This is a genomic window from Pararcticibacter amylolyticus (genome assembly GCF_003130405.1).
Classification (GTDB): domain Bacteria; phylum Bacteroidota; class Bacteroidia; order Sphingobacteriales; family Sphingobacteriaceae; genus Arcticibacter; species Arcticibacter amylolyticus.
Genome location: NZ_QEAS01000017.1, coordinates 26,734 through 45,201, shown reverse-complemented (window position 1 = coordinate 45,201; position 18,468 = coordinate 26,734). Strand labels below are relative to the sequence as shown.

Annotated in this window: 7 protein-coding genes; all 7 read right to left on the bottom strand. The window is 43.3% G+C overall.

All coding sequences use genetic code 11. From position 1 onward, the window contains the following. Nucleotides 1-61: 61 nt before the first annotated feature. Nucleotides 62-2,380, bottom strand: a complete 2,319-nt coding sequence (gene tamL, locus DDR33_RS18675) for a translocation and assembly module lipoprotein TamL (RefSeq protein WP_109417329.1) — start codon at nucleotides 2,378-2,380, stop codon at nucleotides 62-64. Next, nucleotides 2,373-7,421, bottom strand: a complete 5,049-nt coding sequence (locus DDR33_RS18670; RefSeq protein WP_109417328.1) for a translocation/assembly module TamB domain-containing protein — start codon at nucleotides 7,419-7,421, stop codon at nucleotides 2,373-2,375. The genes tamL and DDR33_RS18670 overlap by 8 nt, the downstream gene beginning before the upstream one ends. Before the next feature lie 243 nt (nucleotides 7,422-7,664). Further along, on the bottom strand, nucleotides 7,665-9,905 hold the full coding sequence (gene bglX / locus DDR33_RS18665) for a beta-glucosidase BglX (protein ID WP_109417327.1): 2,241 nt from the start codon (nucleotides 9,903-9,905) through the stop codon (nucleotides 7,665-7,667). A 98-nt stretch (nucleotides 9,906-10,003) separates the two neighbouring features. Then, the gene (locus DDR33_RS18660) at nucleotides 10,004-11,446 is read right to left on the bottom strand and encodes a glycoside hydrolase family 30 protein (protein WP_109417326.1); all 1,443 of its coding nucleotides are present in this window, start codon (nucleotides 11,444-11,446) and stop codon (nucleotides 10,004-10,006) included. Nucleotides 11,447-11,532: 86 nt separating this feature from the next. Further along, the gene (locus DDR33_RS18655) at nucleotides 11,533-13,017 is read right to left on the bottom strand and encodes a RagB/SusD family nutrient uptake outer membrane protein (protein WP_109417325.1); all 1,485 of its coding nucleotides are present in this window, start codon (nucleotides 13,015-13,017) and stop codon (nucleotides 11,533-11,535) included. 11 nt (nucleotides 13,018-13,028) lie between these two features. Next, nucleotides 13,029-16,016, bottom strand: coding sequence for a SusC/RagA family TonB-linked outer membrane protein (locus tag DDR33_RS18650; RefSeq protein WP_109417324.1), 2,988 nt, complete (start codon nucleotides 16,014-16,016; stop codon nucleotides 13,029-13,031). Nucleotides 16,017-16,348: 332 nt separating this feature from the next. Continuing rightward, a complete protein-coding gene (locus DDR33_RS18645) occupies nucleotides 16,349-18,232 on the bottom strand; it encodes a 7TM diverse intracellular signaling domain-containing protein (RefSeq protein WP_109417323.1) in 1,884 nt (627 codons plus the stop codon). Between the last annotated feature and the right edge of the window lie 236 nt (nucleotides 18,233-18,468).

The window sequence follows — 18,468 nt, the reverse complement described above, 5'->3', positions numbered from 1 at the left end:
CTTTTGCGACCAATACATTACTTACTACTTAGAACTTATTACTTACCACTCCCTTACAACTCTAGAACGGATATCCTATAGCAAGGTTAAATACCAGATTGTCTTTTCTCCATGATTTGCTGCCGAAGTCGATGTCGTCAATAACCCAACGTTCTCCTTCGGGAAGCCATGGCTTACGTAAGGGGAATGCAAGGTCAAGCCTTAAAACCAGTATAGACGCGTCGATACGCACACCTGCGCCTGCGCCTACAGCCAATTCTTTCATGAAGTCTTTAGTAAACTTCGCGCCAAACCTTCTGCCTTCGGTACTCTGAGGGTTGTCTTCGTCAATATCTTCTCTGAGAAGCCAGACATTACCCGCATCGACAAACAGGGCACCCCGGACTATACTGAACAGCTTAGGGCGGTACTCTGTATTGAACTCAAGTTTGATGTCTCCTGATTGGTCAGCCGCTATGTAATTGTCATCGTCATCATCCAGCCGGACATCTCTGTATGTCCCGGGCCCAAGTGTCCTGGCACGGAAAGCCCGTAAACTATTTGTTCCTCCGATAAAAAACTGTTTCACATAAGGCAATGAGCGGGAATTCCCGTAAGCATGACCGTACCCGAGGATCACACGGTTTGCCCATTGTGACACAGTTCCCAGCTTCCGGTAATACCTGAAATCCAGCTCTGTCCTGACATATTGGGAATATTGTGCTCCAAACAGCTTTTTCCGGTTACCCATCTCTGCGCCCTGTATAATACCCAGCAGATTTCCCGAAAGGTCAAAATTTCCATTGAAGTACCATGTGTTGGTTTTGTAAGACTTTTGCGTATTCGTGTAGTTAAAATTATAGATAGGGCCAAATGTAAATTGTTTGTCGATCGCCAGCTTGTACGACCTGATAGAGTCTGCTAAGGCTTTGTATTGGTCAGACACCTTTGAAGGTTGTACATAGTTCACGCCCAGAACGGTTAACTGATGTTCCTTTTCGATACTTTCCTTCCATATGTAGCCAAAGGATGTACGGAAAGATCTCAGGGTATAGCTGTTTTGCCTGTCGAGGAAGTCGTATCCAAGGGTAATACGGGTCCGCGGAATAAATGCGCTGGTTGAGTTAATTTTAAAAGGACTGATAAATCTGGGAATATTCAGCGATGCTTCCGCGCCATACCGGAAAATATTATTCCCGCTGTTGTTACCTGAAAACTGAACATCAGTTCCGATATAAGCAGAAATTGTAAGTAATTCTGCTCCTCTGAACGCGTTTCTGTTTCTCCAGCTCAGGGTGAATTCAGAACCGGTAAAGTTTGCTGAATTTGTTCTGCCGGTTATTTCTGCCCGGATTGATTTCTTGGGGTATGGGCTTAGATAATAATATGAGTCAAGCATCGCTTTTCCCGTATCTGGTTCATCAAACCTGTTTTTTACAAATTTAAATGTACCCAGACTGGAAAGCCTGCTCAGGGAAAGATTATGATCGGTACGGTTATAAACGTCTCCTTTATGGAAGAACATGGTCCGCTCAAATACCTGTGGCTTGAATGTGTTTTTTCTGTCAATGACGTAGAAGTCTTTATACTTAACAGCATTTGGTGCTCTGCCTTTTAAAGTATCTACAGGCCTGAAATTAGGGTAGATATAGATATTATTGATCGTATAAATATCTTTCGCTTTTTCAGCAGTTGCTCCCTTTACGGTCATATAGAGATCCACTTTGTGTTGTGTGCCGCTTGTGCTGTCTACTTCAATAAGTAAATTTTCGGGACTGAAATAATAAAAACCTTGTTCTTTTAGCCGGGTATCGATACGCTCGCGTTCTGATTTAATAACATCAAGATTGTAACTGTCTCCTGTTTTTAACATTGATCTGGAAGCGGTAGCCGATACAGCCTTACCAAGATCAGAACTGTCAGTCATGAACTTCACACTACTGATCATATACTGCGGACCTGTAGAGGCGTGATAGGTAAGAAATGCTTTTTTCCCTCTAATTGTGGTATCCGATGTGCTCATAGCCCTGAAAAAGCCTTGATTTTCCAGCCGGTTTACAACTAAATCACGGTTGTAATCAACTTTAACGGAACTAAAAAGAACCGGAGGTTCGCCCCATTTTTTGATCCATTTACGGGGACCACTTTTCGCATCCTTTGTAATATTGTAGATCCACAGTTTGGGCCTTAAACCTAAAATCGAACTATTAGGTTTAGGTCTCAGCAAGCTTGTAAGATCGGCCTCCAGTGCCTTCCTTTGTTTTTTCTTAACGTCTTTGTTGTCAATTTTAACTTTCCCACCTGTATACAGGTAATCACGCTCTGGTACGTTCTTAGTGACGTTACAGGAGCTCAAAAGTGCAAATGAAAATAAAAAGCAGGCTATATATCTCTTAATCATTCTCCTTAGTTGTTTCTTTAGCAGATTTTTGTAAGCGCCGGCGTCTCTTATCTTCGTCAGCCCTGGATCTGAATATCTCTTTAAACTTATTGTAGTCCATTGTTACAACAAAGCCCACACCCGTTTCAATGACCTGGCCCTGTAAGGCAACCTGATATTCATTCTTCTGGTAAGCTCTTAACAGGTATCTGCCATTCTTTGAGAGCTGATATTCTGCCTGGATGTCGCCGGCAATATTGTTTGTTTTCCTGTTTTGCTGACGCGGGCCTTCCAGCTCAAAATTGCTTCCGACAGTCACTTTTAATCGGTCGTTCAGCAAGCGCTTCGAAAGTCCGACATTGAGGTCGGTGCGGTTTTGCATTTCACCGGTGGTATAATCTTCACTTGACTGCAAATCGAATTCAAGCTCAACTCCCCCCACCAGATCACTTGCCAGGTTATTCAACTGGTCAGAAAGTAGCCGGCTGACGCTTTGTCTCGCTGTAGACTCCAGTCCGCCTCCTCCTCCGGCACTGCTGGCAAAGGGATTTTCGGAAATGAACCGGTTGAGCAGTAACAGTGCAAAAACCTGTTTGTTGAGCTCTGAAGGCTCGTTTCGCAATTGGGTGAGCCTTCCGTTTACATTATTGACGATGTCTGATGATACATTATAGTTCTTTTCCGGCAAAACAATATCGAAGGAGATATTCGGCTTCATCAGTTCGCCCTTCAGGTTCAAACTCACATTGAAAGGTAATTTCTGTTTGTAGGTATTGAGTGTAGTTTGAGGTGCGTCTCCTAACTGTGCTTCAACCAGGTCTATAGGTGCTGTCTCTGCCACGTAGACCGCTGTAACATCTACGTCGGCCGCCAGAGGATCTCCATTCCATGTTAAAGTGCTCCCTTTCTGAATATCAAACTTGCGCTTCAAAAAGTTAAATGACAGATTATAAGAACCTTCTTCCAGTGTCAGGTTCCCTGTCAGAGAAATTTTTCCGCTTGGGTCAATTCCTCCGTTCAGCTGAGCTTGTCCGCGCATGGTAAGCATGTCTCCATTGCCCGGATCGACAATTACATTCAGGACAGCTTCTTTCGCAAGTTCGATATTGATTGAAATATCCATCCCCGTCAGGGCTGATTTATTCAGTGTATCCGCAGGGTTCTTAAATGTTTTTGACAGCTTAGGGTTATCTTTGTCTACGAACTCCACTATGCCTTCCCTGTCTTCAATAGACGGGTCTGTAGCTGGCAGTACTAGAGTGAGATTTGTAGCTTCATTAATCTTCAGGCTGCCATCAACCGATGGTGAGGCAGGTGTTCCCTTAATGTTGAGCCGGCTGTTAATGAATAATTTGCCGTAGTATAAATCGTTGTCGGCTGCTGTGGAGTTTATCACCCTGAAATTATCAGCATTCAATGCCAGGTCGAAACGATAGTCGGTGTAAGTTTTGGTGAAGACCGTACCGTTAAGAGACAACTTATTATTTGCGGAATCGATTAATGCAAAGTTGCTCAGTCGGATGCCTTCATCATTAAATCTTATCTCTGCATCATTCTGAACACTGAAATGCGAATTCAGCATGGGAACTGTAAATGCGGCATCCTGAAAACCTATAGAGCCTCTGATGGCTGGGGCATTTGCAGTACCGGTAATATCCAGTTTACCTTTCAGATTCCCTTTTGCATTTTTCATGTTATCCATTGTGAATCCCTCAATACTCTTCATATTCAGATTGACAATATCCAAATCCAGGTCAAAACTGCTGTTGTTTGTATAGTAATACCCATCCAGATTCACCTGATTTCCTTTTCCTGTAATCCCGACGTTTGCTGCAAAGGTGTTAGCCTGTTCATTATTTACCTTTATGGCTATATTTCCTACTGTATCCCCTCTGAAGCTGAAATCCTGTACCGTCAGGTCAGATGTGAAAACAGGAGAGGTGTCGAAGTTTCTGACATTTGCCTTCCCGTTAATTGTGCCGCCTGCTAACAAGGAATCCTGCCCGGCTATATTCGTAAGTGTTTCAATTTTAAAATTTGAAAAGTCGATTACCAGCGGATTATTCAACCCGGGAGGGGTTGTGTTGATGCTAAGCTTCTGATCTGAATTGGAGAGAATGAAATTGGTAGCCTGGATTCCTTTTCCTCCAAACTGAATTGCATTGTCCTGGCTGACATTCCAGTCAGTGTAATTCAACATCAGTCCATTCGGATTAAGACTTAGCTGATATGCATCCTGCAAAGCTTTTAATGCTCCGGCGATACGGTAATTTTGCTTGTTGTTTTTATCCCGGGTGCTAATATCAGTGCTTAGTGTATTATTCTTAACATCTCCGGCAATTCTTGCAGCGAATAACTGAAACTGGCTTACGTTGAGCCGGTCGACAGTAAAGGCGTACGCCAGGGCACTGTCAGTTGTATTGATTTTTATTTGCAGATTGTTGATGTCATTCGATCCGTAAAGGATGCGCGGGACGGAACCATTTACATTAAGGGTGCCGGCTCTGCTATCGAAACTCCCTGAAAGTACAATCGTCGCAAGCTCCTTCAGATCGGGTGCAAATTTTTCAAAGATGGGAGTATTTACCACTCTTGCATTGAACGTGAAATTTTGCGGTTCGTATTTCGCCGGTTGTGCTTTAGGGCCGGTTGAAAAGTACTTGCTTATCAGATCCTGCATAGCAGAGCCAATCTGTGTGAGTTTATATTTGCCTCTCAGGTTAGCCGACATAATTTCGGATCGCAGTTTCAATGTACTGCTGTCTGCATTCGCCGTCGACACGATACTGACGGTGTCAAGTGTAAATCTCTCGCCGTTCCTTGCAATCAATGCGTTGCTCAATACAACACTTCCGTTCAGATAATCGGGATCGGCAGTAGGAAGATCTGCTGACAGCTTGCCATGGAAACGCAGGTCATCCTTCATTAGATTTAGTTTCCCCATATCAATGCTGTCGACGTTCAAATCAAGCTTTACTGACGGATATTTCTTCCTCATGTCTGCATTTGCAATGAGATCAAAGTCAATATTCGGATCGCTCATGTTTGCTTTTGCGCTGATAGTGCCGCGTCCTGCTGTGCCGTCGACTGTAAGATTCCGGTAAGCATAGCCATTATACTCCGCTTTGATGAGCTTCGCAACTGCCCGTGCTCTCATTGTTTTAGGATCAATACCCTCTCCGACAACATTAGCAGCGAGAGTGATACGGCCTATACTGTCATTTTTGATAAACTTGCCTGCGTTGAGGTTAAATGCTCTTATATTGGCTTTGTACTTTTCCTTGCCCTTAATTCTAGCATCATAGGAAGCGATGGCTCGTAAACTACCATAGCTCGTATTCGCATTAAGGTCAGTACTGAAGTTTGACATGCTTCCTTTGAAATATCCCTGCAGCCGGATTGCTTCCGGGATGCTGATGTTAGAAGGGATCGTTCCGCGCGGAACAAGAGCCAGAATATCAGAGCGTCTTGTACTGAATTCATCTATCTTTACATCGAGCCAGGTTTCGTTCATATCAGGAAGGCCTCTTGTTTTGGCAGATGCTTTAATCCTGGTAGCGCCCAGTCCTGATATTTCAAGATTAGGGATCTCAAGGCTTTTAACTTTTCCCCTAATCCTGCCATTTATATTGAGTACAGCATTCGTGTTGCCTTTCAACGGCACTGTATTTGCCATGGCCGGAGCAAGTGTGAGAATATCTCTGAAGCCAATCTTTGTCTCTTTTAAATTGGCTTCTATGCCCAGTTCTCCAAGATTTGAAGAAATGCTGGCGATGGAAGGATAAGTCACTCTGATATTATCGCGGATCCTTGTTACGGGAGTTTGAATATCCAGGTCTTTCAGATAAGCTTCTTTTGCGCCATAGAAAAACTCGGTTTCAAATTTCCTCAGATCAAAGCCGCTTTTTTCCCTGAAACTTCCGGAGTTTATCTTCCCTGATATGGTATCAAGCGCATAAACCAGGTCTTCAGCATTCAAACTAAGACTGTTTATGCTGAGGTGAGAAAAGTCCATTCCCCGTTTCAGTACCGGCATATTAAAATCATCAAAGCGAATGTTATTGTTCTCTAGGTTGATGTCGGTAACGGTAAATTTCCAGTTGTTAGCGGTAGCCTCTGCTGCTTTTTTCGCTTCCTGGGTAACTACTTTTGCCTGTTGTTTCCTGCCCAGCTGGAACAGAATATTTGAGTTTGTGAGATCAAGGTTTTCCAGGCTGATATGCTGTTTCTTTAAATCCAGTTTATCTGATTCAACCTGTAGTTTTCCGAGATCGACATCAGCCTTCATCGCCGAAACGTCATTCTGATAATAGACTTTGATTTTAGAAAGATCAAGGACGCCGAAACTGAAATCAATGCCAAGAGGCTCACTGCTTTCCGCTTCATGCTGAGCCATCGGCTTGGACTCTGCTGCTGGCTTTCCCTGAACTACCCTTGCATTGACATTGGCAAGCGTGATTTTAGGGACATTAAATCTCATGCTATCCAGGTCGAATTCCTTTATACGTGTATCAAAATGACCCAGATAAAAGCGGACGTCATTAGCGGAAGGCGCATCAGCATAACTGATCCTGATCCGGTCGAGATTAATTTTGTCGATAGAGAACTTCATCGTAGAAGTAGTATCCTCAGGCTTAGGCTCTTTCTTCTGTTCTCCTGCAAACGCTTTAATGATGTAATCGAAATTAAAAACGCTGTCGGCATTACGTTGTACATTAGCGGTGATGCCTCGAAGGTCGATCTCGTTAATCTCCAGTTTGTTGTCAAGTAATTTCAAGAGGCTCACATCTACTTTAAGGGTGTCCCCCGCAAGTAAAGTGTCCTTTTTCTGATCTTCAAAATAGATATCTTCCAGTACGATCAGTTTCGGAAGGTCCAGGCTGATGCGGTTAATTTCAACCTTTGTGCCAATCTTACCTTCCAGGTAGCTGACCGCTTTCGTGCGTGCCCAGTTTTGAACAGCCGGAACTCGTATCAGAATAAATACCAGAAGCACCAGAAAAATAATGATGCCGATGATCCAAAGAATAATTTTTAAAGTGAGGGTACCGAATCTTCTCAAGGTTCAATGCGTTTTAATCACCTAATAAATTGCAAAACGCCGTTAAATGTTTGTTCTTTTCGATAATTTTAGAGATTTTATATATATAGGAAGGGATTTTGTATACAAACAATTTACATTAATCTGTTATCTGGTCGCGATGAAAGGTGCAGATTGTGGAACAACAGAAGCAGACCGGGATGGTACGATGCGGGAGTAGGTCTATGTGTCAGAAATAAAGAAGGAGGCGTGCGCCTCCTTCTCTTAATCTACTAAACTAAAGCTTTGCTCCAGCTTTGTACCGTCTGATGATCCTCCGATCATTATTTTGAACTCGCCCGGTTGGGTTATCCATTCAAGGTTGTCGTTGTAAAACGAAAGCTTCTCTTTATCGATTGTGAATGTGATTGTTTTGCTTTCTCCCGGTTTAAGCAGTACTTTCTGAAAGGCCTTTAATTCTTTAACCGGACGCACTGGCTGTGCAACCATATCACGCAAATAAAGTTGTGCCACTTCTTCGCCAGCTGTCTTGCCCGTATTTCGCAGGGTAAAGGATACCGATATCTTTTCATTGCCGGTCATCTTATCAGCGCTGAGCTTAAGATCTCCATATTCAAAGGTCGTATAGCTCAGCCCATATCCGAATGCAAAGCGGGGACTCTTTTGCATATCAATATAGCCGGAACGATAATGCGTATCCTGATCATTTTGAGCGGGCCTGCCAGTGTTGAAGTAGTTATAATAAATGGGAATTTGTCCTTCAGAGCGGGGGAACGTCATCGGCAGCTTTCCCGATGGATTGTAGTTGCCATATAACACATCTGCTATCGCGTTTCCAGCCTGACTTCCCAGCCACCACGTATAAACGATAGCGGGTACATGATCCGCTGTCCAGTTAAACACAAGTGGTCTTCCGGCCATAAGTAATACAACGACTGGTTTTCCTGTTGCCTGTATGGCCCTGATCAACTCTTCCTGTACACCCGGCAGATGAATATTCGCACGGCTCTTAGCTTCACCACTCATGTCATACTTTTCGCCCATTGCCATCACCACCACTTCAGCTTCACTGGCAGCCTTAAGAGCTTCTGTAAAACCCGCACGGGATGTGTCACTTATCTCACATCCTTTTGCATAAAGAAGCCTGGTTTTCCCTGCCTGGTTTTTCATCCCTTCGAAAAGGGAAATCAGGTGGTCTTCTTTTCCCCAGTCAATAGACCAGAAGCCCTGCATATCCTTTTCAGACTTTACCAGTGGCCCAATAAGAGCAACGGATTTGAGTTCTTTAGAAAGAGGTAACAGTTGATTTTCGTTCTTGAGAAGCACAATACTTTTTCTTGCCACATCTCTTGCCGCATCCAGGAACTCCGGTTTGTTAAGAGTCTGCCGTTCGCGTTTTTCATCACTGAAGCGGTAAGGATTATCAAACAAGCCAAGTTCAAATTTCTTATAAAGGATCCTCTTCACAGCGTCATTTATAAGATCTTCTTTTACCTTTCCTTCCTTTACAAGCTTTGAAAGGTTGTTAATATAGCTTCTGCTCTCCATATCCATGTCACTCCCTGCTTTTATCGCAGCTTCTGCCGCTTCATAGTTATCTTTTACATAACCATGCTGAATCATTTCGCCTATGGAGCCCCAGTCACTGACTACAAAGCCTTTAAACCCCCATTTACCCTTCAGGATATCGCGCTGAATATAGCTGTTCCCTGTTGCCGGAATGCCGTTTATATCATTAAAAGAGTTCATGAAGGTTGCTGCACCTGCATCTACAGCAGCCTTGAATGGAGGAAGATATACTTCCCACAGCGTACGCAATCCCATATCAACGCTATTGTAGTCCCTTCCGCCTATTGCCGCTCCGTAAGCAGCAAAGTGCTTTGCACAGGCCATAACTGCATCCAGATTGCCTAAGCCTTTACCCTGAAAGCCTTTCACTCTTGCTTTTGCAATAAGGCAGCCCAGATAAGTATCCTCACCTGCACCTTCCATTACACGCCCCCAGCGCGGATCACGCGCTACATCAACCATAGGGGCGAAAGTCCAGTGAATGCCGGATGCAGAAGCTTCTGTGGCTGCAATTCTTGCCGATTTTTCAATGATATCGAGGTCCCAGCTTGCAGCCTCTGCCAGTGGAATGGGAAATGTAACACGATAGCCGTGGATGACATCCTGTCCGAACAGCAGGGGAATCTTAAGCCGCGACTGCATAGCTGCTTCCTGGAGGGCTCGTGTATGCTTAACTCCTCTCACATTAAGCATCGAACCAATCTTGCCCTGCCTTACATCTTCCACTTTATTGCCTGAATTCGTAACGGGGCCCGTCACTTCCCAGTCACCCGTGTACTGGTTCAATTGGCCGATTTTTTCTTCAAGAGTCATTTTTTGAAGCAGGGCTTCCACCTTTTGATTAATCTCCGCTTCCGTAGCCGCTTTTTTTTGCGAATACCCGGATTGGGATAATGCCATAATGGCAAGAATAACAAGAATGGTTTTTTGGATCATGGTCTACTGGTTGTTAAATGATAATATACCTTATCAGGCGATAAATTTAAAACTATTACAGATACTTTTTCATCGTGATTAATAATTCTGATAATCAGTTACCATACAAAAGTGGCTACCGAACCGCTATTTAACGACGCTGAAGTGAACTTGCCCTTAAAACCAATATTAAAAGATCTTGCTTCCCTGCTGTTATTCACCACAATGAGGACAATTTGGCCAGACGGAGTTTTGAAAGCTACATTGGGCAGATCGGCTGAAACAGACGATTCGATACGTAAGGAGCCAGGCCTTATAAATTTCGAGGCGTGTGCAATGATGTAGTAGGCAGGATTGCGTTTTACATTGTTCCCGTCAATTGTCAGCGCTCCGAGGCATTCATTGCAACCACCATCAGTATAGGGTCTTTGCTGAGGGTCGGCAGCCAGGTTCCATTCAAGTACAGTTTTGCACCAGTTTCGCGTAGCCCCGATTATTAACTCGCGGACATGCCATTTCAGGTCTTCCGGGAAGTTGCCCGGCGCTCCGATCCACTGCTCGGTGAAGTACAGATTCTTATCGGGGTGAGCGTTGTGGACATCCGACAGGGCGTCGATCTTGCCGGCATATAAATGAAATGCCGATCCGTCAATATATTTCCTGGCGTCAGGGTCATCGAGAATGGAAATAGGGTAGTCGGGCCTGTCAGCATTATGATCGTAGATTATTATTTTAGTGTCGATCCCTGCTTCTTTGAACACCGGTCCGAGGTGATTTTTAACGAAATCGGCCTGTGCGTCTGCTACCATCAGCAGGCTTGGGTTGTTGCCCGGATGCAGAGGCTCATTCTGAACAGTAATCGCATCAATACGAATGCCTTCTGCCTTCATCCCCTGAATGTATTTTACGAAGTATCTTGCATAAGCGTCATACCATTCGGGCTTCAGGCTGCCCCCCTTCGATTGATTGTTGGTCTTCATCCAGGTGGGAGGAGACCAGGGAGATCCGAGAATTTTTATATCCGGGTAGAGAGAAATAATTTCCTTTAAAAGAGGAATGAGGTACTTTCTGTCGGGATCAAGGCTGAATTTTTTCAATTCAGGATCCGTTTCCCCCGGGGGAAGATCGTTGTATGAGAAGGGTTTCTCATCAAGATCTGAAGCGCCTATGCTCACTCTCAGATAAGAAATACCGATGTTGTTGGCATCCGTCGTAAAAAGCTCTTTCAGCAAAGCCTGCCGTGCACTCTTTTCCATCTTGTAGATATGCATGGCACTCCCGCCGGTTAAACAATAACCAAACCCATCCATAGACTGGAAAGATTTTGAGTCATCCACGAGAATAGAAACAGAAGAGCCGCCCGGTGCTCCTTTAAATGAAAGCCGGTTGTTTTGATTTTTAAAAAGACTGGACTGGTCCGAAGTAGTGAGCCAGACGGACACTTCTCCATCTCCATTGTTAACTTGATTAAGCTTATCCTGGACTGTTTTTTTACTGCAGGAAGAGAAAACGAAGAGGACATAGAGGAAAGCCAGGAGAATAGACAAAGATGGAGTTTTCATGTAATATTTCTATATGTAGTGATGCCTGGATGTGGATTATATACAATAAGGGAGGTGGATAAAAACCAGCCTCCCTTTAATTGTCATTAATAACCTGTGTTTTGCGTAAGCTGTGAGTTTTTGTCCATTTCCGACTGGGGAACCGGCCATAAAAGCTTGTTTTCAGAAATAGGGTAGTTCAGGTTATTTCCTGCACCGTCTTTTACGGCCTTCATTACAGGAATAGCTCTGTCTGTCCTGACCAGATCAAACCATCTGTGGCCTTCAAAAGCCAGCTCCAGTCTCCGTTCCTTTTCAATTGCTAACCGCATTGAGCTTTGGTTTGTAGCCGGAGTAGGACCCAGGCTTACTCTCTGCCTGATTTGATTAACCAGCGCTCTAGCTCCTTCTGTATCGCCTGACTCATTCAGAGCTTCCGCCTTCAGTAAAAGAACATCTGCCAGTCTGTACATGATGATATTTTGAGAGCCTGAAGTATTTCTCATTTTGGCTGCAAACGGGAAACGGGCATAAGAGTTACTCCAGTATTTGTCATTCCACTTGCCTGTAACATCCATGAAATGAATGGTCGATGCTTTTCTAACAGCATCGCCTTCATCATCATAGGCTTTGACAAGATCATTTGAAGGAGTGTTAAATTTTTTCCATCCCGTTCCATAAAACATGTCAGATCCCCAGTTTCCACCTGTTTCCCATCCGTCAAAGTTCAGTTCGAAGATCGCCTCACTGGAATTTTCGTGGGCTCCATCCCAGAGGCTTTCGAACGAAGGAACCAGGCTGTAACCTAATGCAATCACTTTATCACAGTTTTCCTTTACCAATGACCAGTTTACAGGTTTTTGCGTGGCATAAACTTTTGCCAGTAGAGTGTAAACCACGCCGGGAGTAACCGTCATCTTATTAGGGCCGTTTGCGGGAACTGTCGTAGCAGCTTCGTTCAGGTCTTTGATAATCTGGGTGTATACTTCAGATACCGGCGTTCTCCTGGGATATAATTGCGGATAGATCTCCTCAAGGTTATCAGGTGTAATAGTAGGGAGCTCATCAACCACTAAAGGAACGTCTCCATAAATCCTGATGAGATCAAAATAGGCTCTTGCCCGCATAAATTTAGCCTCGCCAACGATCTGACTTTTTCTTGTTGCTGTTAGCGCAGCATCCGTGATCTTAGGAACATTTGCAATGATGGAGTTGGCTGTAGATATATGATTGTAAAGAAATCCCCAGTTGATAGAAGCTCTCTCATTGGTCGATTGCATTCTGAATTCATCAACTTCGAACCAGGAGGGGTTGTCGGCACCTGCATAGGAATTATCGGATTGCCCGTCTCCAACGAGGAAGTAATCCATCACATAGTAGGTTGCCGCTGAATTCCTGAATACTCCGTAACAGGCAGAAATTGCCGCCTCAGCTTTGGCTGCATCTGTAATGGAAGAGCCCGCCGTTCCTTTTCCATCGTTTGCAACGATAGTGTTGGATAAAGGAAGTTGGTCAAGCTGTTTCTCGCAGGAGGAGCATACAACAGCAAGAGCGGCGACACCAATCTTAGTAATATATAAAAGCTTTTTCATGGTCGTTCTAATTATAATGTAACATTTACGCCTAAAATAAATGTCCTTGCAGAAGGATAAGTTCCATAGTCTATACCCAAAGTAGTGCCTGTCGGACGGTTGTCATTGCTGCTGGCAAAAGCATTGAGCTCAGGATCAAACCCTTTATAATTGGTAATTGTAAACAGGTTTTGAGCAGTGAAGTAGACAGTAAGCTTATTCATCTTCAGCCTGTTGATGAGTGATTTTTCAAAATTATAAGACAGTGTCGCACTTTTCATTCTTAAGAAAGATCCATTCTCCACAAATCTTGAAGAAACCCTGGAGTTAGACACCTGTCCGAAGTCTGCTTTCGGAATATCAGTATTCCGGTTATTTTCTGTCCATCTTCTTAACACTTCTGTCGACTGGTTTTTGGTATCATACATACCTTCGGTTTCGATTCTGGAAGCGTTGAAGATCTTATTTCCCTGCGATCCCTGGAACAGGAAGGAAAAATTCCAGTTTTTGTAAGTTAAATCATTATTTAAACCATAAATGAACTTTGGTTGCGCAGAGCCAATATAAGTACGGTCTCCTGGCGTGATTGATCCGTCGTTATTGAGATCCTTAAAATCCATGTTTCCAGTTTCAGGATTAACTCCTTCTGCGACATAGCCGTAAAATGAACCTAGAGAAACTCCTTTTTCCAAAGCGATTATATAGTCTCTTCCCTCAACAGCAGCGTAGCGGTAAAGTCCCTGCAACTGAAGTTCTGTAATCTTATTTCTGTTAAGAGAAAAGTTGACATCGGTATTCCATTTAAAACCCGGACGGTCGATATTTACAGAGGAGATCAGGAATTCCAATCCCTTATTTTCAAGCTTCCCTGAATTTCTGTCAATTCCATCCCGGTAGCTGCTCGCATCAGGAAGTGCCACCGTAAGTATCAGATCTTTGGTTTTCTTGATATAAGCATCTGCCGTAAACGTCAGTCTTGAATTTAAGAAAGCAACATCGATCCCGATGTTTGACTGAGTCGAAGTTTCCCATTTCAGATCGGGATTTGGCATTTTTGTGGGCGGATTGATGTTCGGCCCCCTGTATTTTTCGCCTGATTCATAAGAGTGGCGCGTAAATGTATTAAGTCCCAGAGATGCATAGTTGCTCAGTCCTTCAACATTCCCGTTTTGCCCCCAGCCTAACCTTAATTTTAAATCGTTAATAGCTTTAACTTTAAAGAATGGTTCTGAGGAAATTCTCCATCCCGCAGATACGGAAGGGAAGTAGCCCCATTGATTGTTTTTATCAAGTTTAGAAGAACCGTCTGCACGAAAGTTCACTGTTACAAGATAGCGGCTGTCAAAGTTGTACATTACTCTCGCCAGGTAGGAATTTAAGAACCAGGCGCTTTCGTTTGTGTAGGCGTTAGAGATAATATTAGCCGCATTAATCGTTTTGACGGTATTGTCGTCCGGGAAGTCTTTACCCTCGATATACGACTGATTGTATTTGTTTTTCTGAATGGTGATCCCCCCTAAAGCCGACAGCGAGTGTTTATCCCATTTCTTCTCATAATTCAATGTATTTTCCCACAGGTAGGTGAAATTATTCGATTTATCCGACCTTGCCAGGCCATGGTTCCCATCGTTCCTCCCTTCGGTTGTCATAACCGGATCTAAATAGTAGTCCCATTTATGATTAAAATAGTCAATACCAAAGTTGGATTTGAGCTTCAAATCTTTTAACAGAGACAACTCTCCTGTCACATTCCCAAAAATTCTGTTGTCTAAAGTTCCTTGTGTCGGGCCATAGATGGCTGCTAAAGGATTATCCCAGCCGCTTTTGTTAGGGTTCTGAGTGTATATTGTCCTGCCTTTATCATCAGTGGTGTAGATTCCGATATTAGGAGGAGTACCAAGAGCACCAAGTACGACAGCATTTCTGCCGGCGTTGTCATTATCTTTTACATCCCTGATGTTGGCATTCGAATAACTGATATTGGATGTGATTTTAAACCAGTCTTTCACCTGATTATCAAGGTTAGCTCTGAATGAGTAGCGGTTATACCTTGCGGGCTTAACAATTCCCTCATCTTTCGTAATAGCGCCTGAGACAAAATATTGGCTTTTGTCTGTCCCTCCCTGAAATGACAACTGATAGTTCTGATTGTGACCGGTACCGAACACCTCTTTGGTCCAGTCTGTTACTTCAGACGACGAAAGATTCTGTACTGATGTAGGGTCGAGTTCCGTTAACAGAGTTTTATATTGGTCAGCATTTAATACTTCAATATTCTTTGCCAGTTCTGAGGTTCCGTAGTAGGCACTGAAGTTGATGTTTGATACATTCGCTTTACCTCTTTTCGTGGTAATGATCACCACCCCGTTAGCTGCTCTTGCACCGTAGATGGCGGCAGAGGAGGCATCCTTCAGGACCTGAATACTGGCAATATCATTGACATTTAAATCGCGGCTGTCCATAGTAGGTACCCCGTCGATCACGTACAAAGGTTCATTTCCAGCCTGGATAGATGTGGCTCCCCTGACCCTTATCGAAAGCCCTTGTCCCGGTTTTCCTGAGGGTTGCGACACCTGCACCCCAGCTGCTTTTCCCTGTAAAGCCTGTGCCGCTTGTACGATAGGCCGTTCTTCTATGTCTTTAGTGCTGACAGAAGATATGGCCGTGGTAACATCCCCTCTTCGTTGCGTACCATATCCTACCACTACAACTTCATCCAATTGCTGGTTGGATTCGCTAAGTGTTAAATTGATAGTCGTACGGTTGTTTACGGGAACCTCCATAGTTTTGAAACCTACATAGGACACAACAAGAATCCCGTTGCCCGGGACATTTATTGTATAGTCTCCGTTAACTCCCGTTGACGTCCCCTGGGTGGATCCTTTAACCTTCAGGGATACTCCGGGAAGGGATTCTCCTTTCTGATCCTTAACCGTCCCCCGGACGGTTATATTCTGTGCCAGTGATGCTGTGCATCCTAACAGAATGAAAGAAATAAAAAGTAATAGTCTTTTTTTCATAATAACAATAATTAGATGACTTAACTGGTCTCTCCGATATAACTGGTTGAGCAAAGTTATCTGCTTTGAAGTGATAATTCCAAGTGAATCAGGAAAAATATTTGAAGTAAATATCTGATTATTAGGCTATTGTGTTTTGTTTGATACGCTTCGGTACCTTTGTGTCAGTGCGCTCTTTCTCCTGATAATCAAGGAGCGGAGGCTTTTGAATAGCCTAATCATGAAGCATTCTGATACGGTTCTTTACCTGGTGCCGGAGAGAAGAAAAAGCATAAGAGACCGGGAGTTTTACCAGTGTCAGGAAAAGTTATTCAAAGTAAACCAGGCTGGATCTATTCGAGCACTAGTTTACTCCACCCTTTTTCCCCCGCATTTTTTATTTCTTTCTTTCGCTCATCCATGATCTTTTTTATCCTGCTGCTATAGGCCCAGCAAGTACTCTGCCTGATTCCGAGAATTTCCGAAAGTTTATGTGATGATATTTTTCCTTTTGTAGAATAGAGCAGGAAGATCATATAAAACGCTTTGTTGACCGGGATCCTTGTATTATGTAAAATGGTATTAGTGGTCACCGACTCTTCATAACTGCATTTACTGCATCTGCGGCTGTATGGTGTATGACCATTGAAATAATTTGCAGATCCGCATTTAGAACAGGTGTATCCTTTCTCCCATTTCAATTCGGAGAGAAATTTATAGCATGATTCATTATCAGGGTATATCCTGCTGAACTCTGTAAAATCGACTTCCGCCGACATTACCCTTGCCCTGCTGACTTTCTCAATGTTTGTCTGCAGCTCAATATTGTCCTGTTCAAGCAGTACGTTCATCCGCGAGATCTCTTCTGCCTGCTCTTTGAGCATTAAATTCATGGCTTTGAGATCTTCGTTCTGAGATTCAATGATCGCTGATTTCTCCACAACTTCCCGGGTGCGATGTTGTACCTGGGTCTCCAGCTCTTTATTAACCCGGTCTTTCAGCTTTTCCGTCTCTTTCATCTGAAGAATGATCCTTCGCTGAGCTTTATCTTTTTTATGTTTAAGGATCCTGACCTTATCCCCAATTGCAAAAGAGAGGAGGATCATCTCAATTATAAAGCACAGGCTAAGGCTGTAGTAACTTAAGACGCCGATATTGAGTGATCCGTCACTCAAAAGGATCAGAAGCTTCAGTGAGAAACCAAGGAAAAGGAAACCGTATCCAAGAACAAAAAAGCGGGCCGGACGATATCCATTTCTCCAGATATGAATGCCTGTATAGAATGCTGCCGACAGCGGGATAAACTCGAAAAATTTATAGTTGAATAAGGGCCGGTATATGACCATGCCCGCGGTGAAGTAGATAGCCCCAAGAATGATCAGTACATTTAAAAGCTTATTTAAAGATGGCGCCTTTGCTTTAACAAAGAGCAGTTCTTTTGTAAACAGGAGAGAGAAGGTACTCACCAGGAACAAGGCAACACCAAAAGCATATTGGTTCCATTCAGGGAAGGCGGGCCATAGATACTGGTAAGCAATACCATCTGTAGACATTTCATACAGGCCTATACTCAAGATATAGAGAACGTAATACAAATACTGCTTTTGCCTTATGGCAAAGAACATGAGAAGATTATAGAAGCTGAAGACGAGGATCATTCCATAAAAGATACCGAACGAGAAATACTCGTCGAGTGCATAATGAATGAACCAGTTAACAGACCTCAGAACGATAATGATGTCGGCTCTTTGCCACGACTTAATTTTAAAATAATAAGTTTGTTCTCCTTCTAAATTTTCAATAGGGATTTCGAAGTTTTTGTGAATAATTTCTCTTTGCTGAAACCGGTAATTATCTCCCAGCACTTTTGAGGTATATCTTCCTGATCTATCCGGAATAAAAACTGTTATCTCATCAATTGTCTGGTCAAAGAATTCAAGCAGAAAATGCCTGTTCCCCTTCATACTATTGCCATCGATCTTAATCTTAAACCAGTATGCTGAACGGAGGTTGGTGGTCTGCGGTGTACTTGTAGTGCTAGGGGTAAAATGTCTTTCCTTGACCTGCGCAAGAGTGAGGGTTTCGGACGGATCTTCAAATATTTCTATTTCATTAAACTGGAATATGTGCTGATCAAGTTTATCATTTAATATAACCGGTTTCTGCGCATAAAGTGCCCTTGGCGTGGCTACTGAGAGAATAACGATTGAAAAAAAATATATTAAGCGGTTTATCAAGTTCGTTCAATTTAAAGGGCAGGAAATTTCGGTATTTTATTCTATTTGTCAGACAGGTAAGTGTAAACTTGCAGGGAAGCCCGGCGCGCCGCACTAAAGGCGGAACGTAAATAGCTGATTTTCGTGAATTATCAGATTTACTTTGATAAGAAGGTATTTCAAATAAAGCATATTTTGAAGTATTCTCTTATTAGTGAATACAGCAAAATACGCTTATATGAATGTTTTATTCTCCA

What these genes read in the sequence shown, in the direction of transcription:
- tamL (WP_109417329.1), bottom strand. Translation starts at nt 2,380, where the DNA reads ATGATTAAGAGATATATAGCCTGCTTTTTATTTTCATTTGCACTTTTG.
- DDR33_RS18660 (WP_109417326.1), bottom strand. Translation starts at nt 11,446, where the DNA reads ATGAAAACTCCATCTTTGTCTATTCTCCTGGCTTTCCTCTATGTCCTC.
- DDR33_RS18655 (WP_109417325.1), bottom strand. Translation starts at nt 13,017, where the DNA reads ATGAAAAAGCTTTTATATATTACTAAGATTGGTGTCGCCGCTCTTGCT.
- DDR33_RS18650 (WP_109417324.1), bottom strand. Translation starts at nt 16,016, where the DNA reads ATGAAAAAAAGACTATTACTTTTTATTTCTTTCATTCTGTTAGGATGC.
- bglX (WP_109417327.1), bottom strand. Translation starts at nt 9,905, where the DNA reads ATGATCCAAAAAACCATTCTTGTTATTCTTGCCATTATGGCATTATCC.